This is a genomic window from Citrobacter sp. R56 (assembly GCF_016811995.1).
Classification (GTDB): domain Bacteria; phylum Pseudomonadota; class Gammaproteobacteria; order Enterobacterales; family Enterobacteriaceae; genus Citrobacter_D; species Citrobacter_D enshiensis.
Genome location: NZ_CP069159.1, coordinates 2,631,666 through 2,651,717 on the forward strand (window position 1 = coordinate 2,631,666; position 20,052 = coordinate 2,651,717).

Annotated in this window: 19 protein-coding genes; 8 read left to right on the forward strand and 11 right to left on the reverse strand. The window is 53.0% G+C overall.

Going from position 1 to position 20,052, the window contains the following annotated elements; all coding sequences use genetic code 11:
• The first annotated feature begins 137 nt into the window (after positions 1-137).
• Positions 138-1,853 carry an alpha,alpha-trehalase gene (locus JM656_RS12515; RefSeq protein WP_203358074.1) on the forward strand — a complete coding sequence of 572 codons (1,716 nt, stop codon included), beginning with the start codon at positions 138-140 and terminating at the stop codon, positions 1,851-1,853.
• A gap of 41 nt (positions 1,854-1,894) precedes the next feature.
• Here JM656_RS12515 and JM656_RS12520 read toward each other — a convergent pair whose 3' ends face one another.
• Positions 1,895-4,000 carry a TonB-dependent siderophore receptor gene (locus tag JM656_RS12520; RefSeq protein ID WP_203358075.1) on the reverse strand — a complete coding sequence of 702 codons (2,106 nt, stop codon included), beginning with the start codon at positions 3,998-4,000 and terminating at the stop codon, positions 1,895-1,897.
• Between the two features lie 136 nt (positions 4,001-4,136).
• Positions 4,137-4,391, reverse strand: a complete 255-nt coding sequence (locus tag JM656_RS12525; RefSeq protein WP_203358076.1) for a GlsB/YeaQ/YmgE family stress response membrane protein — start codon at positions 4,389-4,391, stop codon at positions 4,137-4,139.
• Between the two features lie 202 nt (positions 4,392-4,593).
• On the opposite strand from JM656_RS12525, the gene ycgR reads away from it, so the two are divergent.
• Positions 4,594-5,328, forward strand: coding sequence for a flagellar brake protein YcgR (gene ycgR / locus JM656_RS12530; RefSeq protein ID WP_203358077.1), 735 nt, complete (start codon positions 4,594-4,596; stop codon positions 5,326-5,328).
• A gap of 12 nt (positions 5,329-5,340) precedes the next feature.
• On the opposite strand, the gene emtA is transcribed toward ycgR, so the two are convergent.
• Complete coding sequence (gene emtA, locus JM656_RS12535; RefSeq protein ID WP_203358078.1) at positions 5,341-5,952, reverse strand: membrane-bound lytic murein transglycosylase EmtA; 612 nt, start codon at positions 5,950-5,952, stop codon at positions 5,341-5,343.
• Between the two features lie 160 nt (positions 5,953-6,112).
• Between emtA and ldcA the strand changes: the two genes are divergently transcribed.
• The gene (gene ldcA, locus JM656_RS12540) at positions 6,113-7,027 is read left to right on the forward strand and encodes a muramoyltetrapeptide carboxypeptidase (RefSeq protein ID WP_203358079.1); all 915 of its coding nucleotides are present in this window, start codon (positions 6,113-6,115) and stop codon (positions 7,025-7,027) included.
• Between the two features lie 119 nt (positions 7,028-7,146).
• Positions 7,147-8,880: a potassium/proton antiporter gene (locus JM656_RS12545; protein WP_203358080.1), complete on the forward strand. Its 1,734-nt coding sequence runs from the start codon at positions 7,147-7,149 to the stop codon at positions 8,878-8,880.
• A 50-nt stretch (positions 8,881-8,930) separates the two neighbouring features.
• Here the strand turns inward: JM656_RS12545 and dadX are convergent, their stop codons facing one another.
• Positions 8,931-10,001 carry a catabolic alanine racemase DadX gene (gene dadX, locus JM656_RS12550; protein WP_203358081.1) on the reverse strand — a complete coding sequence of 357 codons (1,071 nt, stop codon included), beginning with the start codon at positions 9,999-10,001 and terminating at the stop codon, positions 8,931-8,933.
• A gap of 12 nt (positions 10,002-10,013) precedes the next feature.
• On the reverse strand, positions 10,014-11,312 hold the full coding sequence (dadA, locus tag JM656_RS12555) for a D-amino acid dehydrogenase (RefSeq protein WP_238929144.1): 1,299 nt from the start codon (positions 11,310-11,312) through the stop codon (positions 10,014-10,016).
• A gap of 326 nt (positions 11,313-11,638) precedes the next feature.
• Between dadA and JM656_RS12560 the strand changes: the two genes are divergently transcribed.
• Positions 11,639-13,171: a SpoVR family protein gene (locus JM656_RS12560; RefSeq protein WP_203358083.1), complete on the forward strand. Its 1,533-nt coding sequence runs from the start codon at positions 11,639-11,641 to the stop codon at positions 13,169-13,171.
• 63 nt (positions 13,172-13,234) lie between these two features.
• Here the strand turns inward: JM656_RS12560 and fadR are convergent, their stop codons facing one another.
• On the reverse strand, positions 13,235-13,954 hold the full coding sequence (gene fadR, locus JM656_RS12565; protein ID WP_203358084.1) for a fatty acid metabolism transcriptional regulator FadR: 720 nt from the start codon (positions 13,952-13,954) through the stop codon (positions 13,235-13,237).
• A gap of 224 nt (positions 13,955-14,178) precedes the next feature.
• Here fadR and nhaB point away from each other — a divergent pair, with 224 nt between their 5' ends.
• Positions 14,179-15,720 (forward strand): Na(+)/H(+) antiporter NhaB, encoded by a 1,542-nt coding sequence (gene nhaB, locus JM656_RS12570; protein WP_203358085.1) that lies wholly within the window; start codon positions 14,179-14,181, stop codon positions 15,718-15,720.
• A gap of 144 nt (positions 15,721-15,864) precedes the next feature.
• Positions 15,865-16,395 (forward strand): disulfide bond formation protein DsbB, encoded by a 531-nt coding sequence (gene dsbB, locus JM656_RS12575; RefSeq protein WP_203358086.1) that lies wholly within the window; start codon positions 15,865-15,867, stop codon positions 16,393-16,395.
• A 130-nt stretch (positions 16,396-16,525) separates the two neighbouring features.
• On the opposite strand, the gene JM656_RS12580 is transcribed toward dsbB, so the two are convergent.
• Positions 16,526-16,771 (reverse strand): hypothetical protein, encoded by a 246-nt coding sequence (locus JM656_RS12580; RefSeq protein WP_162383724.1) that lies wholly within the window; start codon positions 16,769-16,771, stop codon positions 16,526-16,528.
• A gap of 154 nt (positions 16,772-16,925) precedes the next feature.
• Positions 16,926-17,345: a hypothetical protein gene (locus JM656_RS12585; protein ID WP_203358087.1), complete on the reverse strand. Its 420-nt coding sequence runs from the start codon at positions 17,343-17,345 to the stop codon at positions 16,926-16,928.
• 328 nt (positions 17,346-17,673) lie between these two features.
• On the opposite strand from JM656_RS12585, the gene JM656_RS12590 reads away from it, so the two are divergent.
• On the forward strand, positions 17,674-18,033 hold the full coding sequence (locus JM656_RS12590) for a hypothetical protein (protein ID WP_203358088.1): 360 nt from the start codon (positions 17,674-17,676) through the stop codon (positions 18,031-18,033).
• Between the two features lie 264 nt (positions 18,034-18,297).
• Here the strand turns inward: JM656_RS12590 and JM656_RS12595 are convergent, their stop codons facing one another.
• From JM656_RS12595 to JM656_RS12605, 3 genes are all read right to left on the reverse strand, one after another.
• Complete coding sequence (locus JM656_RS12595) at positions 18,298-18,744, reverse strand: YcgN family cysteine cluster protein (protein ID WP_203358089.1); 447 nt, start codon at positions 18,742-18,744, stop codon at positions 18,298-18,300.
• 92 nt (positions 18,745-18,836) lie between these two features.
• On the reverse strand, positions 18,837-19,496 hold the full coding sequence (locus tag JM656_RS12600) for a fumarylacetoacetate hydrolase family protein (protein WP_203358090.1): 660 nt from the start codon (positions 19,494-19,496) through the stop codon (positions 18,837-18,839).
• A 69-nt stretch (positions 19,497-19,565) separates the two neighbouring features.
• On the reverse strand, positions 19,566-19,859 hold the full coding sequence (locus JM656_RS12605) for a YcgL domain-containing protein (RefSeq protein ID WP_192611955.1): 294 nt from the start codon (positions 19,857-19,859) through the stop codon (positions 19,566-19,568).
• Positions 19,860-20,052 lie beyond the last annotated feature (193 nt).

Below are 20,052 nucleotides of genomic sequence, written 5' to 3' on the forward strand. Positions count from 1 at the left end.
CATGTCATGCCCTACGGCGAGAAATGCCCGTGAGTTCCCAAAATGTCGGTTCAATCACGCGCAGAGGGCAATCGTGGACTAAGGTTTTCTCAAGGTAAATGCCGTTAACTCAGGCACACCGCTAAGGAGGAACCTCAATGATAACCCCAGCTATTCGCCAACCAGGCGTATTGTCTTTCATGATTAAACTGGCTCTGACCGGGACGTTTCTGACGCTCGCCTCGTTGTCTGTACATGCGGAAGAATCCAATGACAGTCTGCCGCAACCCCCGGATATTCTGCTGGGGCCGCTATTCAATGATGTGCAGACCGCCAAACTGTTCCCCGACCAGAAGACGTTTGCCGACGCCGTTCCCAATAGCGATCCCCTGACGATCCTTGCCGATTATCGCATGCAAAAAAGTCAGTCTGGCTTCGATCTACGCCATTTTGTCGACGTGAATTTTACGCTGCCCAAAGAGGGAGAAAAATACGTTCCTCCGGACGGACAATCGCTGCGTGAACATATTGACGGGCTGTGGCCGGTGTTGACCCGCTCGACAAAAAGCGCGGGGAAATGGGACTCTTTGCTGCCGCTGCCTGAGCCTTATGTCGTGCCCGGCGGACGTTTTCGGGAGATCTATTACTGGGATAGCTATTTCACGATGCTGGGACTGGCTGAAAGTGACCACTGGGATAAAGTCGCGAATATGGTCGCCAATTTCGGCTACGAGATTGACAGTTGGGGCCATATTCCCAACGGCAACCGCAGCTATTATTTAAGCCGTTCACAGCCCCCCTTCTTCGCGTTTATGGTGGAGTTGCTGGCGCAACATGAGGGCGATGACGCCCTGAAAAAATATCTGCCGCAGCTGCAAAAAGAGTATGCCTGGTGGATGGAGGGGGCAGAATCTCTTCAGCCGGGGCAACAACATAAGCGGGTAGTCAAACTCGACGACGGCACGGTGTTGAACCGTTACTGGGATGAGCGTGACACGCCGCGTCCGGAATCCTGGGTAGAAGATATCGCCACCGCGAAGAGCAATCCGAATCGCCCGGCCACGGAAATTTATCGTGACCTGCGATCGGCTGCCGCCTCCGGCTGGGATTTTAGCTCACGCTGGATGGATGACCCGCAACAACTCAGCACCACCCGAACCACCAGTATCGTCCCTGTCGACCTCAATGCGCTGCTGTATAAAATGGAAAAAATTCTCGCCCGTGCCAGTAAAGCCGCAGGCGACGATGCCAAAGCCAGCCAGTACGAAACCCTCGCCAGCGCGAGACAAAAAGGAATCGAGGACCATCTGTGGAATGCACAAGAGGGGTGGTACGCTGACTACGATCTGAAGAGCAAGAAAGTCCGTAATCAGCTGACGGCGGCGACGCTGTTCCCGCTGTATGTGAATGCCGCGGCAAAAGATCGGGCCAGCAAAGTGGCGGCAGCAACTCAGGCGCATTTACTGCAACCTGGCGGCCTTGCCACGACCTCGGTGAAAAGCGGACAGCAGTGGGATGCCCCCAATGGTTGGGCGCCGTTACAGTGGGTCGCGACCGAAGGGTTACAAAATTATGGTCAGGATACGGTTGCCATGGACGTCAGCTGGCGTTTTCTGACCAATGTTCAACACACCTGGGAGCGAGAGAAAAAGCTGGTCGAGAAGTATGATGTCAGCAGCACCGGGACGGGCGGCGGCGGTGGCGAGTATCCGCTGCAGGATGGGTTTGGCTGGACTAACGGCGTAACCCTGAAAATGCTCGATCTGATCTGCCCGAAAGAAAAACCGTGCGACAACGTCCCCGCTACGCGCCCCACGCCGACAGAGACCGTGCAGTCTGCGCCACAAAAACAGACCACGCCCTCTACTCCGTAAACAGGATGAAATGACCCGGCAGAACGCCGGGTCATTTTTTATCAGAAACTGTAGCTCGCACCGACCTGCACCGTGCGATCGCGACCGATCCAGCAGTTGGTGCTGTCATAACAGCTGAAGGTCTCTTTGTTGGTGATGTTCTGCGCGCTGGCTTTCAACGTGACGCCAGTCAGCGACGGCAACGCTTCTCCCAGACGATACGACACGGCCATGTCGTACTGCGTGGTGCCGCCAAGCTTACCCCCTTTGTTATCCGGCGAGATCTCCATCGGCCCGGTATAACGTGCCCCGGTGCCAATGGTCAGCCCTCGCAGAACCGTCTCATCAAAGGTGTAGTCGCCCCACAGGTTAAACGCGTTTTCGGGTACCTGCGTCGGGCGTTTACCTTCGTACGTCTCATCTTCGGTATTGATGGCATGGGTATAGGCGTAGTTGGCGATCAGCGTGATGTTATCCGCCGGGCGGCTCACGACAGACACCTCAGCCCCTTTCGACTCTATCTCGCCAGTCTGACGGTAATCCCAGGTTGGCGTGGCGGAGAGAACGTTTTTCTGGCGAATGTTGAACACCGAGGCGGTTAAGGTGGTGGCATATTCTGCCAGCAGGTATTTCACCCCGCCCTCAACCTGCTTGCTGGTGGTCGGCTTCACATCTTTTGCCGTCAATGTGCCTTGTGGCGAAATCGGCTTAAAACCTTCGGAGTAGCTGATAAACGGGGAGATGCCATTTTCGAAGGCATACAGCGCACCAAGACGTTTGGTTACGCGATCCTGCGAGATCCATGTTTTCTCGCCATTTTGCATATCATCCGTGGTCGTGGAGCGGTAGTCGTCGTACCGCACGCTCGCCAACAGATTCAGCCCGCCAAACTCCACCTGATCCTGCAAATAGTAACCATTCTGCTGGTAGGAGAGACGGTTTTTCTGCGCGGTATAAAGCCCGAGTTCATCGCTGTGAATTTGATGATAGTTCGGATCGCGCATATCGATCCCTGGCGTGTTGCTGGCATAACGATACAAGTAATGGCTATCGAGTTTTTGGTAGTCAAAACCCGCCAGCAAATGGTGTTTCCAGTCACCCAGCTCAAGGGTTTTGGTCACCTGGTTGTCAATATTAAAGCTCTTCAGATCTTCATCGGTGGTGTAGGCAAAACGGTTTAACTCCCACACCGGATTCGTGCCATTCCCGGTTGAGTAGACGCTGCGCTGATGGGTATCGACATCAAAATAGCGGGCTTTCTGCGTAAAGCCCCAGCCGCTGTCAAACTGGTGTTCAAAACTGTACCCCAGCATCCATTGCCGCTGTTTGAAACCGCTCCACTCGTCCCCGGCATAGTCACGGGAATCGGCATACCCTGAGCGCAAATAGGCAATGGGCAGCGGGTTGGAAGGCGACAACGACGGCGTGTTCTGCGCCAGCGCATCGATGGTCAGGCGCGTTTTATTATCCGGCTGCCAGGTGACTGAGGGCGCCACCAGATAGTTCTCATAACGGGTGGTGTGCGGCTGATCGTCGCCTTCCGTCGCTTTGCCCAGCAGACGGTAATTCCAGTCGCTGTCGCTGATTTGCCCGGTCGAATCCAGATAACCCTCTTTCAGATTGCGGGTCCCGGTCGTAAAGCCCATTTCCGTTTTTTGTTCTGCTTGCGGCTTTTTCCCCTGGATGTTAACCAGCCCGCCAGGCGATCCATTCCCATAAAGCACCGATGCCGGACCTTTCAGAATATCCACGCTTTCAATCATCAGGGGATCGATCCGCGCTTTGGTATTGCCGGTCACGTTATAGGGGAGTTGTAAGCCGTTGTAGTACTCCTGCTCGACCGTAAAGCCACGAATTTTGTACTCGCTCATGTACGAAGTACTGCCCCGCACTTCCGTGGATACGCCCGGTGCGTAACGTAAGATCTCATTCACCGAGTTCGCGTGGCGCTGCTCGATCTCTTTACTGTCGATGGTGTTAATGACCTGCGGCGTTTTGCTTTCCGGCACAGCCGACTTGGTGGCGCTGTTGGTCCAGGCGGGCAGCAGACTCTCCTGCCCGGCGGCCGTCACGACAATTGTTGATTCTTCGGCATAAGAAGGGAGTGTCAGTGCCAGGGTGATACATCCAGAGAGTGCGCGCAATGTAAAACAACGGGTGGTTTTCATGGGTGAATTATTATATGAGAAATGGAACGACAATTATTCGCATTTTCATTAACAAATCAAGCGTTCCTTCCCCCTTTACATTCACGTAGTTACGGAACCTGCACAAAGAAAAACGGCCCCCGCAGGAGCCGTTCTGTTAATTTCGCCGCAGGAGTCGAAAGACGCCCAGCACAAGAATCGCACCAACGACGGCCACCAGGAAACTATTCAAATTGAATCCACTGATACTGCCGCCAATGCCAAACATGGTCGCCAACCATCCACCGACAACTGCACCCACGATACCGAGAATGCAGGTCAGGAAAAAACCTCCACCATCACGGCCCGGCATGATCAGTTTGGCGATAACACCTGCAATCAGACCAAAAACAATCCAGGCAATAATTCCCATTTTCAGGCCCTCTTTCCAGTGAACGCATGCGCAAGACGTTCTTGCACTCGCACCCTAAGTATAGGCAAGCCACGATTCTGCGCTTTTGGACGCCGCCTTAATTCGTTCAGTTTGAAAAAAAATTTCACCCATTTGTATTAAGTTCTGTCGCGTAATGCCGATAACTGACGACAGTCTGTCAGGTATCCAGGAGTCATTAGGCGTGAGTCATTACCATGAGCAGTTCCTGAAACAAAATCCATTGGCGGTGTTAGGCGTTCTTCGAGACCTCAATAAGAATCAGGTTCCGTTACGCATTTCGTGGTCAGGAGGCCAGCTCATCAGCAAAATTCTCGCGGTCAGCCCGGAGAGTCTGGTGATGGATTTCGGCAGTCAGGAGAATGAAAACCTTGCGGCTCAGCGCGCCAGACAAATAACCATTACCGCCGAAACGCAGGGCGCGAAAGTCGAATTTACGCTACCGCAGCTGCAGAGCGGTGAATACCAGCAGCTTCCGGCGTTTATCACTGCGCTACCGCCCGCCCTGTGGTTCGTACAACGACGCGAATATTTCCGTATCTGCGCCCCGCTGCATCCTCCCTACGTCTGCTCAGCAAAAATGCCGGACAACAGCACGCTGCGTTTTCGCTTATTCGACCTCTCTCTCGGGGGAATGGGCGCATTGCTGGAAGGCGCCAAACCCGAAGGGTTAAAAGAGGGAATGCGATTTTCTCAGATTGAACTCAACATGGGCGAATGGGGAATTTTCCATTTTGACGCGCAGCTCATCTCGATTAGCGAGCGTAAAGTGATCGACGGGAAAAATGAAACGATCACCACTCCCCGCCTGAGTCTGCGTTTTCTTAACGTCAGCCCGGCGGTGGAGCGGCAATTACAGCGGATTATCTTTTCGCTGGAGCGCGAAGCGCGGGAAAAAGCGAATAAAGTGCGCGAGTAACATCAACCCCGGTTACATGGCATTCAGCGCTTGCTGAAGTTTCCAGATATAGCGCGGTGCCTGTGGCGCAGGATGGTTATCGGCAACATGTTCGATAAACTCATCAGGGTCAAGATCGTTGATCTTGCTGATCGCTTTTTTCCTGTCAGAGGAGAAGGTACGCAGCAGCGCGCCGGCCCCGTTCGCATAAGAAACCACCAGTGCATATTGCATCACCTGCGGATCTTCGATGCCGGCAAGCGGCCCGTTCTCCAGAATGCTCAGATAGGCGGCGCCCATGGAGATATTACGTTCCGGGTTTTTCAACTCGCTGGTCGACGGCTCGCCGCTCCACCCCATCCGGCGATAGACATCCCGTCCGGAAGTAGAAGCTTTCAACTGCATCAATCCTACGGCATTCGATTTACTGACCGCATTGGGGTTACCGCCGGATTCAATCGCGATAATCGCGGTGATAAGCTTCGGGTCCACGCCCCAGGCCGCACCGGCTTTTTCGCTGATCGGCATCCATTGCATCGCGCGTTTGACCGGAACTTCCGCATTCCAGGGCGGATTTTTATAATCCTGCTTTGAACTACAACCCGCCAGTAACACGATTAAAAAAGCAAACCATCTCAATTTCACTTCGTCTATCCTTTTAGCCGGAATCCATCGTTGAGGTGACAACAACACAACGTTGCGCTGAAACTTCAGCAGGCCGGATAAGCAAGGCACTACCCGGCAAAACGTTCTAATATATGCGGCATGATATACATTTGCATTCTATTGTCAGCAAGGAATTGCCATGTCTTTGTTTCATTTAATTGCTCCATCGGGCTACTGCATCAACCAACAAGCCGCATTACGCGGGCTTACGCGTCTTAGGGAAACGGGGCATCAGGTGAATAACGCCTCGGTCATCCATCGCCGTGAACAGCGCTTTGCCGGAACGGAAGCAGAACGCCTGGCTGACGTGAATTCCCTCGCCAGCCTGACCACTGCCGATACCATTGTGATGCCGGTGCGTGGCGGTTACGGCGCCAGCCGTTTGCTGGAGAACATTGACTGGCAGGCCCTGACGGCCCGACAACAGCACAACCCGTTACTGATCTGCGGGCACAGCGACTTTACCGCCATTCAGTCCGGTTTACTCGCCCAGGGTAACGTCATCACCTTTAGCGGCCCAATGCTGGCGGCTAACTTTGGCGCTGAAGAAATGAACGCCTTCACGGAATACCATTTCTGGCTCGCGCTACGCAACGCGCAATATACCGTGGAGTGGCAAGGTCAGGGGCCAGCCTGTCAGACCGAAGGGACGCTGTGGGGCGGCAATCTGGCGATGCTGATTTCGCTCATCGGCACACCGTGGATGCCGAAAATTGAAAACGGCATACTGGTGCTGGAAGACATTAATGAGCATCCTTTCCGCGTTGAGCGTATGCTGTTGCAACTGCTTGATGCCGGTATTTTAAACCGGCAAAACGCGATTGTACTGGGCAGCTTTAGCGGCAGTACGCCAAACGAGTATGATGCGGGTTACGATCTCGACGCGGTTTACGCCTTTTTGCGCTCACGTCTGTCTGTGCCGCTGATTACTGGCCTGGATTTTGGTCATGAGCAACGCACCGTAACGCTGCCATTAGGCGCACATGCGGTGCTGAAAAATACAAAAGAAACTACCCAACTCACGATATCGGGTCACCCCGTACTCAAATCGTAAAAAAACCGGTCCGAAAGTGCAGAGCCTGACCCGTCAGGCTTTCAGCAACACGCTGTTTCTGTCGTTTTTGTGTTAGGGTTTATTATTAAGAAACAGCGTAATTCAGGAGTAACCGAACGTTGGATGCCGCAGCAATCATTAGTCTGTTTATTTTGGGTTCAGTCCTCGTAACCTGCAGTATTTTATTAAGTTCATTCTCATCCCGCCTCGGCATCCCTATTCTGGTTATTTTTCTCGCTATCGGTATGCTCGCTGGCGTGGACGGCGTGGGCGGTATCCCCTTTGATAACTACCCGTTCGCTTACATGGTGAGTAACCTTGCGCTGGCGATCATTTTGCTGGATGGCGGCATGCGCACGCAGGCCAGCTCTTTTCGCGTTGCGCTGGGACCGGCCTTATCGCTGGCCACCGTCGGGGTTCTTATCACCTCCGGATTAACCGGGATGATGGCGGCATGGCTGTTTCACCTTGATCTCATTGAGGGGTTGCTGATTGGCGCCATTGTCGGCTCAACGGATGCAGCGGCGGTATTTTCATTGCTGGGCGGTAAAGGGCTTAACGAACGTGTGGGGTCCACACTTGAGATCGAGTCCGGAAGTAACGATCCGATGGCGGTGTTTCTGACCATTACGCTGATTGCGATGATCCAGAATCATGAGACGAGTCTGAGCTGGATGTTTGCAGTCCACATCATCCAACAGTTTGGCCTGGGGATTATGCTCGGCTTAGGCGGCGGCTACCTGCTTTTGCAGATGATTAACCGCATATCGCTGCCCACCGGTCTGTATCCTTTGCTGGCGCTCAGCGGCGGGATCCTGATTTTCGCCGTCACCACCGCGCTGGAAGGCAGCGGCATACTGGCGGTGTACCTGTGTGGATTCCTGCTCGGCAATCGCCCGATTCGCAACCGGTTTGGGATCCTGCAAAACTTTGACGGCCTCGCCTGGCTGGCGCAAATCGCCATGTTCCTGGTGCTCGGGCTGCTTGTGAACCCTTCGGATCTGCTGCCGATTGCTGTTCCGGCGTTGCTATTGTCCGCCTGGATGATCTTCGTTGCCCGACCGTTGTCGGTCTTCGCCGGGCTGCTGCCCTTTCGCGGCTTTAATCTGCGCGAGCGGACGTTCATCAGTTGGGTTGGACTGCGGGGGGCTGTGCCGATTATCCTCGCGGTCTTCCCGATGATGGCCGGACTGGAGAATGCGCGGTTGTTCTTCAATGTCGCGTTCTTCGTGGTGCTGATCTCCCTGCTGCTTCAGGGCACGTCTCTCTCCTGGGCGGCCAAAAAAGCCAAAGTGGTGGTTCCCCCTGTTGGTTGGCCGGTCTCTCGCATGGGGCTGGACATTCATCCGGAAAACCCCTGGGAGCAGTTTGTTTATCAGCTGAGCGCCGACAAATGGTGCGTTGGCGCGGCGCTGCGCGATCTGCACATGCCAGAGGATACGCGCATTGCCGCCCTGTTTCGCGATAATGCCCTGTTTCATCCGACCGGCAGTACTCGCCTGCGTGAAGGCGACGTCCTGTGCGTGATTGGCCGCGAGCGTGACCTGCCTGCGTTGGGGAAACTGTTCAGCGAGTCGCCGCCCGTGGCGTTGGATCAGCGCTTCTTCGGCGACTTTATTCTGGAAGCCAGCGCGAAATATGCTGATGTGGCGCTGATTTACGGGCTGGACGATGGTACAGAGTACCGCGATAAGCAGCAGACGCTGGGTGAAATTGTTCAGCAACTGCTTGGCGCCGCCCCGGTCGTGGGTGATCAGGTGGAGTTTGCCGGGATGATCTGGACAGTGGCGGAAAAAGAAGACAATGCGGTACTGAAGGTCGGTGTTCGTGTCGCAGAGGATGAAGCGGAATAACGACGCAACATGCCGGATACGCCCAAGGCGTTATCCGGCAGAACATTAAGTTACACTGTCACTACTGGCACGCGTAACGCTAACGCGCACATCAGCTCATAACCTACCGTGCCTGCTGCAGAGGCGACATCGTCAATTTTCACCTCTTTGCCCCACAGCTCCACCGGCGTGCCAATCCCCGCCTGCGGACACGGCGTCAGATCCACCGCCAGCATATCCATCGATACCGTCCCCACCGTTCCGGTACGGACACCGTCGACGAGGACGGGGGTTCCGCTCGGCGCATGGCGCGGATAGCCGTCCGCATAACCGGCAGCGACAATGCCAATGCGTTGTTCGCCACGGGCGGTATAGCGCCCGCCGTACCCCACCCGGTCGCCCGCTTTCAGGGTCTGTACGCCAATGATTTCGCTGCGAAGGGTCATCACCGGCTTCAGCCCGGTATTGGCGATATCCTGCCACTTTCCTGACGGTGATGCGCCATACAGAATGATACCCGGGCGCACCCAGTCAAAATGGGCCTCAGGATGCCATAGCGTGGCCGCCGAGTTTGACAACGAGCGACGACATTCCAGTCCTTCCGTGGCCTGAGATACCCGGGCCATGGCGTCACGGATGCCGTCCGGATGCTCGGCATCCGCAAAGTGCGACATCAGCGTCAGTTCGCCGACATTCGGCAACGCACGCAGTTGCTGCCAAACGGTTTGCACTCTTTCCGGCAGGAATCCCAATCGGTTCATGCCGGTATTGACCTTCAGATAGACATCCAGCGGCGCGTTTAATCGGGCATTCTGTAGCGCTTTTAGCTGCCAGTTGCTGTGCACGCTGGTTGTCAGACGATATTTGTCGTACAACGCCAGATCCTCTGCGTGGAAAAAGCCTTCCAGCATCAGAATTGGCCCCTTCCAGCCGCGTTCCCGCAGGGTGACCGCTTCCTCCAGATTGAGCAGGGCAAAGCCGTCAGTCGCGCCCAAAGCCGACCAGACGCGATCAATGCCATGCCCATACGCATTGGCCTTTACCACCGACCAGATACGGGAGTTCGGTGCTGCCTGGCGCGCAATCCCCAGGTTTTGTTTCATCGCCTGCAGGTCAAGGCTGGCCAGTATAGGACGAGTCATCCGGATTCCTTATTAGCTATGTGCGCCATGCAAATGTCGTGGACGTGAGGGGGTAAATCCCGGTTGGTAACGCGCAACACTCAGGTCATCGTAAGGGATAGCCGGCGTCCGTCCGGAAAGAATGTCGCTCAGCAACTGCCCTGACCCACAGGCCATGGTCCACCCCAGCGTGCCGTGTCCGGTGTTCAGCCACAGATTTTTGAAGTGGGTACGCCCCACCACTGGCGTACCGTCTGGCGTCATCGGGCGCAGTCCGGTCCAGAACGTGGCCTGTTCAACATGTCCTCCGCGTGGGAAGAGATCGCGCACGACCATCTCCAGCGTTTCACGACGCGGCTGCAGCAGTTCGGTATTAAAGCCCACAATTTCCGCCATCCCGCCCACACGGATGCGATTATCGAAACGGGTAATCGCAATTTTGTAGGTTTCATCGAGAATCGTAGACACCGGCGCGCCATCCTCCTGCGCCACCGGAATGGTCAGCGAATAGCCTTTTAGCGGATAGACAGGAATATCGACAATCCCTTTCAGCATAGCCGTCGAATAAGAGCCAAACGCCATCACATACGCATCGGCCTTAATAATTTCCTCGCCGCACTTCACGCCATAAATCTGCTCGCCCTCATAAAGCAACTTTTCCACCGGCGTGTTGAAGCGGAATTTAACGCCCGCCTGCTCCGCCATCAGCGCCAGATGTTGGGTAAACAGCTGGCAATCGCCGGTTTCATCATTCGGCAACCGCAGGCCACCGGTCAGCTTGTGCGCCACTTCAGCCAGCGCCGGTTCGACTTCCGCCAGGCGGCTGGACTCCAGCAACTGATACGGAACGCCCGCGTCTTCGAGCACGGCAATATCACGGGTCGCGTTTTCGTACTGCTGCTCGGTGCGAAATAGCTGCAGGGTTCCGCCCTGACGGCCTTCATACTGAATGCCGGTTGATGCGCGCAGCGCTTTCAGACAGTCACGGCTGTATTCCGCCAGACGCACCATGCGTCCCTTGTTTTCCATGTAATGGCTTGTGTCACAGTTACGCAACATTTGCCACATCCATTTAAGTTGAAATTGCGTCCCGTCAAGGCGAACGGCCAGCGGTGCGTGCCGCTGGAACATCCATTTAATTGCCTTCAATGGAACACCGGGTGCCGCCCACGGCGCCGCATACCCCGGGGAGATTTGCCCCGCATTCGCAGCACTGGTTTCCAGCGCCGGGCCGGGTTCGCGATCAATGACGGTCACGTCATGTCCAGCCTGACTCAGATACCAGGCGCTGGTCACGCCGACAACGCCACTTCCCAGTATGACAACTCGCATAGCCACTCCGTTAACAGTAGGTAAAAGAACAATCATCTAATTACATCTTGATAACTCAGATGAAAATATTATTCAACATATGGCTTTTTTATGGTGACGTATCTCACATATGTCTCTTGTGTCAGGCATATTGCTGGTTTGGGATCTCCTGCTGCGCGTCATTTTTATCCAGCATAAAATGCTGTAGCACCTGCGTTATACGGCATCCCAATAACGTGAAATCGCAAAGAAAAATTTTCCTCACCAGCACGCTTTTTAACACGGTGTTCTATGCTTGAGATGAGGTGCTCCAGACAGAGAGCGCCGCTAACAATGAGGGTGCGCGAATGGCTACGATTGATTCCATGAATAAGGACACCACACGTTTGAGCGATGGACCCGACTGGACGTTTGATCTGCTGGATATCTATCTGGCGGAAATAGACCGCGTGGCGAAACTCTACAGACTGGACACCTACCCGCACCAAATCGAGGTGATCACCTCCGAACAGATGATGGATGCCTACTCCAGCGTCGGCATGCCGATCAACTATCCTCACTGGTCGTTTGGCAAAAAATTTATCGAAACCGAGCGACTGTATAAACATGGCCAGCAAGGGTTAGCCTATGAAATCGTGATTAACTCTAACCCGTGTATCGCCTATTTAATGGAAGAGAACACCATCACCATGCAGGCGCTGGTGATGGCGCACGCCTGCTATGGGCACAACTCGTTCTTCAAAAATAACTACCTGTTCCGCAGTTGGACGGACGCCAGTTCGATTGTCGACTACCTGATTTTCGCGCGGAAATACATTACCGAATGCGAAGAGCGCTACGGTGTGGATGAGGTGGAAAAACTGCTCGACTCTTGTCACGCACTGATGAACTACGGCGTCGACCGTTACAAACGACCGCAAAAAATCTCCTTACAGGAAGAAAAAGCCCGACAGAAGAGCCGCGAAGAGTATCTGCAAAGTCAGGTCAATATGCTGTGGCGCACCCTGCCGAAACGCGAGGAAGAGAAAACCATCGCCGAGGCGCGTCGTTATCCGTCTGAGCCACAGGAAAACCTGCTCTACTTTATGGAGAAAAACGCCCCGCTGCTCGAATCCTGGCAGCGTGAGATCCTGCGTATCGTGCGTAAGGTGAGCCAGTATTTCTACCCACAGAAACAGACGCAGGTGATGAACGAAGGCTGGGCGACCTTCTGGCATTACACCATCCTCAATCATCTGTACGATGAGGGCAAAGTGACCGAACGGTTTATGCTGGAATTTTTGCACAGCCATACCAACGTGGTGTTCCAGCCGCCGTACAACAGTCCGTGGTATAGCGGGATTAACCCCTATGCGCTCGGCTTTGCCATGTTCCAGGATATCAAACGTATTTGTCAGTCACCCACCGAAGAGGACAAATACTGGTTCCCGGACATCGCGGGTTCCGACTGGCTGGAAACGCTCCATTTTGCGATGCGCGACTTTAAAGACGAGAGCTTTATCAGTCAGTTCCTGTCGCCCAAAGTGATGCGTGATTTCCGCTTGTTCACCGTGCTGGACGACGACAGACACAACTACCTGGAGATTTCGGCGATTCACAATGAAGAGGGGTATCGCGAAATTCGCAACCGTCTCTCCTCGCAGTACAACCTGAGCAATCTGGAGCCGAATATTCAGGTCTGGAATGTCGACCTGCGGGGCGATCGCTCTCTGACATTACGCTACATTCCGCACAACCGTGCACCGCTGGACAAGGGGCGTAAAGAGGTCCTGAAACATGTGCATCGGTTATGGGGGTTTGATGTGATGCTGGAACAACAAAACGAGGACGGTAGCGTCGAGCTTCTGGAGCGTTGCCCTCCACGCATGAACAGTCTGTAAAAAAAGGCCCCTTCATCATGAAGGGGCCTTTTTACTCTTTTCGCCGATGATTCGAAGAGCCGCTTAGCGACCCTGAATCGCTAAATCACCGGGCAGATTTTTCTGCATACGATGCCAGATTTCACCACTGTCATGACCGTAGCGACGCACCGTTTCATAAACCTGATCGTGAGAGCCTTGCTCACACAGCGTTGACAGCTTGTGGTAAAACGCCAGCGCCAGGCTGCGCGCTTCAGGATTCGCGAAATAGTGACGACCAATGCGGGTGTACAGCCCTTTCATCCCATTAATAATCAGACCATAAATGGGGTTACCGGAGGCAAACGCCAGACCACGGAAAATGTTGTAGTCCAGATCGGCGAACGCATCGGCGTGATCGGCCACTTCGTTTGCCGTCGCCAGCACTTCTTGTGCTTTCTCCGGATGTTGACGAAGCGCTGTGCGGATAAAGATGGTGGAAATGTTGGTACGCACCGACAGCAAATTATCGATCAGCTGCGGGACACTCTCGTGATCGAGTCGCGCGAGCGTCTCGAGAATATTAAGTCCGGACGTTTCCCAGAAATTATTCACCTTCGTCGGTTTGCCGTGCTGAATGGTCAACCAACCGTCTCGCGCCAGACGCTGCAACACTTCACGTAATGTGGTACGCGTTACCCCGATAAGCTCGGAGAGTTCACGTTCTGCAGGCAAGATAGTGCCGGGTGGGAAGCGGTTATTCCAGATACTTTCAATAATGTACTCTTCCGCGAAACCCGCCGGGCTCTGCGCCTTAATGACCATAGTGAGATTTCCATTACACAGCAAAACATAGTTGCACTCATCATACCAGACGGGTTTCATGGCTGATAGCGGACAAAATAAAGAAAAAAGGGATCAAGGCTTCATTTTCTGCATTTCCCGATTCCACACTCTTTGCAGAAGGACTTGCCTGCGCGCGCCCCTGCCCGTAAGCTTTGCGCCTTACATAAAAACGCCATTTCATAATTTACGGTAAGGGAAACTGCATGGAGATCTCCTGGGGGCGCGCATTGTGGCGCAACTTCTTAGGCCAGTCACCAGACTGGTATAAACTCGCACTCATTATCTTCTTAATCGTCAACCCACTGATATTTATCATCAACCCGTTTGTTGCTGGGTGGTTGTTGGTCGCTGAGTTTATTTTTACGCTGGCAATGGCGCTGAAATGCTACCCGCTGCTGCCCGGTGGATTACTGGCGATCGAAGCCGTAATCATCGGTATGACCAGCGCCTCACACGTCCGTGAAGAGATTGCCGCCAATCTTGAGGTACTGTTGCTGCTGATGTTCATGGTGGCGGGTATCTATTTTATGAAGCAGCTTCTGCTGTTCATTTTTACCCGGCTGTTGCTCAATATCCGCTCCAAAACCATCCTGTCGCTCGCCTTTTGTCTTGCGGCGGCATTCCTCTCAGCCTTCCTCGACGCCTTAACCGTGGTGGCCGTGGTGATCAGCGTTGCCGTCGGTTTTTACGGTATTTATCACCGCGTTGCCTCAGCACGCGGGGAAGATAACGACCTGCTTGACGACAGCCACATCGACCAACACTACAAAACCGTGCTGGAGCAGTTTCGCGGATTCTTGCGCAGTTTGATGATGCACGCTGGTGTGGGCACCGCATTAGGCGGCGTGATGACCATGGTGGGCGAACCGCAAAACCTGATCATCGCCAAAGCCGCAGGCTGGCATTTTGGCGACTTCTTCCTGCGCATGTCGCCCGTCACCGTACCGGTACTCTTTTGCGGCTTATTAACCTGCGCACTGGTAGAGAAAATGCGCTGGTTTGGCTACGGCGAAACCTTGCCAGAAAAAGTGCGCGGCATCCTGCAAGAGTTTGACGATCAAAGTCGCAAGCAACGTACTCGTCAGGATAAGCTCAACCTGATTGTACAAACCATTATCGGTATCTGGTTGGTTATCGCACTGGCATTGCATCTGGCGGAAGTGGGATTAATTGGTCTGTCGGTTATTATCCTGGCGACTTCGCTGACCGGCGTCACCGATGAACATGCCATTGGTAAAGCGTTCACCGAGTCGCTGCCGTTTACCGCACTGCTGACCGTATTCTTTGCGGTAGTCGCGGTCATTATCGATCAGCACCTGTTCGCCCCGATCATTCAGTTCGTTTTACAGGCGCCTGAGCATACGCAATTAAGGCTGTTCTACCTTTTCAACGGGCTGCTTTCTTCTATTTCCGATAACGTCTTTGTGGGAACGATTTATATCAACGAAGCCAAAGCGGCAATGGAAAGTGGCATTGTTAGCTTGAATCAGTATGAGTTACTGGCCGTCGCCATCAATACCGGCACCAACCTGCCTTCTGTTGCGACACCGAATGGCCAGGCGGCATTTTTGTTCCTGCTGACCTCGGCACTGGCTCCCCTCATTCGTCTTTCCTATGGCCGGATGGTCTGGATGGCGCTGCCGTATACGATAGTACTGACCCTGGTCGGTTTATTCTGCATTGAATATACGTTAACGCCAGTAACAGAATGGATGACGCAATTAGGCTGGTTGGCTACACTTTAATAACAATAAACCGAGCAAATCACTGCTCGGTTTCACTTTTTGCATGATAATTATCCAATTACACTTTATTTCATTTTCCGCTAGTGGCGTGAAAATTGAATTGGTTTACACTGCCGACTCTACGCATGTTGCAGGGAAATTATTATGTTACGATTTTTGAACCAGTGCTCACGGGGTCGGGGCGCATGGTTACTGATGGCGTTAACCGCACTGGCGCTTGAAATGGTGGCGCTATGGTTCCAGCATGTCATGCTGCTTAAGCCTTGCGTCCTGTGCATTTATGAACGTTGCGCGTTATTCGGCATTATGGGTGCGGGTCTGGTTGGCGCGATTGCGCCGAAAACACCGTTACGCTATGTGGCACTGGTGATTTGGATTTACAGCGCATGGCGCGGCCTGCAGCTGGCGTATGAACACACCATGATCCAACTTCATCCTTCGCCATTCATGACCTGTGATTTTATGGCGCGTTTCCCGAGCTGGCTGCCTCTGGACAAATGGCTGCCGCAGGTGTTCGTCGCTTATGGTGATTGCGCACAGCGTCAGTGGGAGTTTTTGACGCTGGAAATGCCGCAGTGGCTATTGGGGATTTTTGCCGCGTATCTCGTCGTGGCCGTTCTGGTGGTCATTGCCCAGCCGTTTAAGCCTAAAAAGCGCGATCTGTTCGGTCGATAACATAAAACGCTCTTGTGGAGCGCTGAGTGTGATGACAACGAACATCATCTCAGAATCAGCGATTAACGCTAAAACAGACTGGGCAAGATAAGATTCAACCCGACTAACGTCGGGTTTTCTTGCACATCACTTAGTACTTGATATCACGAGCCTGATCGCGCCCTTCCTGTTTATTCTGGCGATGATCCTGGCGGCAATCAGCATTACCGACAACACCATTACGGCATTCCTGCTTAATTTCACGGGATTCCTGACGCGTATCCTGGCGAACTTCCCTGGCATCACGGCGCTCACCAGCCTGCTGGGTTTCAGCCTGCGCGGGAACAATGGTCATCAGGGACGTGGCAGCCAGCAGCATCAACGCAAACTTCTTCATTATCAACCCTCTAAATATTCATCACGCCTCTACGACGTTCTAAAATTATAGGTTTAAGACATATTTTTTTGCTTGATGGAAAGTGCTGGCTTTTGCCGTTTTTATCTTACCTCTTCAATCCTCTATGAAAATAAATTGCCACAAAATATAACCATTAAAACCGGCCATTTTTGGGCCGCAGATGCCCCAGTGCGATAAGGTAAACGCTGCTGATTAAAAGCAATCCGGCAACGGCTATCATCCAGTAAATTTCATTTGGGGCAGGACTGAAGATGAGATTGCCGTCTGCATCATCCGGATAGTTGAGCAGTGACCCGATACCGGCAATCACCTGAATGGCACTGGCGCACAATAACGCCACTCTGGCCCCTGCAAAGCGGGTCAGGATGGTCGCGACCAAACCAGCGGTGGTCAGCAGCCAACCGCCTAAACACATCAGGACCAAAAACATTCCGCCAAATAATGTCCCTCCCACCTCTCGCGGTGTTATCAGCAGGATACCGAAAAATGACTGCACACCGAGCAGGAGGAGTGCCGCTATTCCGCAGAATACGTAATAGATCAGGTGATTCATTGCGCCTCATTAAACAATTAATAATGACCTTATTATACGGGCTAACGGGTAAGCGAAAATACCTTTTACTTCAGGCACTAACGGTGCCCATTCGGGTTTATTGAGGCCCGGCAGCAGTAAAAAATGAGAGTACGTAGAGTGACCGATTGGGAGGAAGTTGCCGATCGTGCTGTGCTACCTTGACCCGCGTGCATTGCTGGGCAATCATCGGCAAATCTCCACGCGTACCGCTGTTTGAGAACAACAGAGGTACGCGTTTTTATTTATCTATGATGTCTGTTTGAACAGGCTCATGCGCTATGCATGAGCCCATTATTTGAGGTTATTAATGAAAAATACTGCACTGCTGCTCTCCCTACTGATGACAGCGCCTGCCCTGGCAGACGTCAGCATCAATTCCGATGGTATTCGGGTCAGTATGGATCGAGAAGACGAGATCAATGAGTGGAAAAATAAGCACAAGAATGAGTGCTCATCAGTCACCATCGGCGGCGTCAAAGTGACCAGCGACGGTTGTAGCGACGGCAAGAACAAAGAGAACCGCAGCGTCCACGGCGACAACAACCCTGGCAAGGGGCACGACAAAAACAAGAACAAATATGATGACGATGATGACTATAACGTCAAGGTCGAGCACTATGATGCTGACTCCACAAAAGGCAAAGGCAAGAGTAAGCAAAACAAATAAAATGTATTCGCTCAGACCTGAACTGACAGCTGCTGGTTATTAACCCGTGACCCGTCGCTCCTCGCCCAATGCGGGCGGGGAGTCGTCACAGCGAGAAAATCATATCAATCGAGACACACTTCGGCACTGAGGATGTACAGCGAGATGGGCAATGGATGACAGACAATAATACCAATCAACTGCTGAACGCAGATTTAGGCGATGATGCCCCATCTGCGCCCCACGCACAAAACAGCAAGCAATAACGCCTTTTACCTCAACAACTTACTGAGCCCATTCGGGTTTGTTGAGGATATGATCCTGCCAGTCCAAAACTTCGGACTCTTTCACCGCAATATGGCGCACAGAAATACGCTCACCGTGCATGGCGGATTTTGAACCGGCCACCAGCGGGTGCCAGTCCGGTAATCCCTTCCCTTCGGCCAATAACCGATAGGCGCAGGTCATTGGCAACCATTCAAAGGTCGGAAGATTATCGCGGGTAAGTTTGATGCAATCGGGTTCGTACTCGAAACGACGTTCGTAGTTACGACACTGGCAGGTTTTGATGTTTAGCTGACGGCAGGCGACGTTGGTGAAATAAATTTCATCGGTGTCTTCATCCATTAATTTATGCAGGCAGCATTGACCACAGCCATCGCATAACGACTCCCACTCAGCATCGGTCATGTCGTCCAGGGATTTACGTTGCCAGAAAGGTAAGTCGTTCATTCGGGTATCCGCCATTGCAATAAAGCTGCACCTTATAACCAGTCTGGCAGGCTGATGCAAGTTTTGCCGCCCAAAAAGGCGGCAAGCAGAGATTACAACACCCGGGTGGTCAGCGTTTGACCATTAAAACTGACGGTCAGCTCATCACCACTGTGTAACGGTCCCACCCCTTCCGGCGTGCCGGTCAGCACCACATCACCGGCTTTCAGCGTGAAAAATTTACTCATATAGGCAATCAGCGGAATAATCGGGTGGATCATATCCGCCGTCGTGCCGTGCTGACGCATTTCGCCGTTAATGCTCAGGCTGAGCATGGTGTTCTGCGGGTCATCCTTAAACTCGGCCACCGGAATAAACCCGGACAGCGGGCATGAGTTATCAAATCCCTTCGCTTTCTCCCAGGGTTGCCCGGCCTTTTTCATTTTCCCCTGAATATCACGCAACGTGAGATCAAGCGCGACACCGTAACCGGCAATGGCTTTACGCACATGATCTTCCGTTGCCTGTCGTAGCGTCGCGCCAATCAATACCGCCAGTTCGACTTCGTGGTGCACAGACCCCATGTTTGCAGGGATCGCCAGCGGCTGGCGCAAATCACACAATGCGGTTTCTGGTTTAATGAAAAGTACCGGTTCTTCCGGCGTCGCGCTGCCCATCTCCTTAATATGCTTTGCATAATTACTGCCTACGCAAACCACTTTACTCACTGGGTAATCAAGCAGAGCACCTTGCCAATTATGGTGTTGATACATTATTTTCCCCTAACGTAATCGTGGACTTCAGGAACTGCATCGACGAGGTATGACGCGGCCGGATACAGTTTAACGTTTAGCGTCTGATTTATTTTCTCCGGCTACCGAAAGATGCTGTTTCAGTAAATTTTCCGGCGGCGGCGGCAGTTGTAAATAATAGCCCTGTTCAGCAAGCGCCTGTTTTACTTTATCAAGATCGGCGTTAGCGAGTTTTTTACGCCCATCGAGAGGCAGGATCATCGCAAGCTGTGGCTGACCGAATCCCTTCAGCAGTTCTTCAGGAACCCGTGAGAAATCGTCTTTTTTTTCGACATATAAATAGGTCTGGTCACGCTTAGTACTTCTGTAGATCACACAAAACATACATTTACTCTTTTTAATGCGTAATTTCGACATACGCTAACATCAATCAAACCCGCCCCACAAGCCAGCTGCCTCAGTTTTGAGGTGCAGATTTTCGCATCCCGTCACTATTTTTGTCTGTCCTGTGGCACAAACCTGTCACATTCCTTTGAAGAGGATCGTCATCACCCGGAAGTGGCACCGAGCCTGGTGG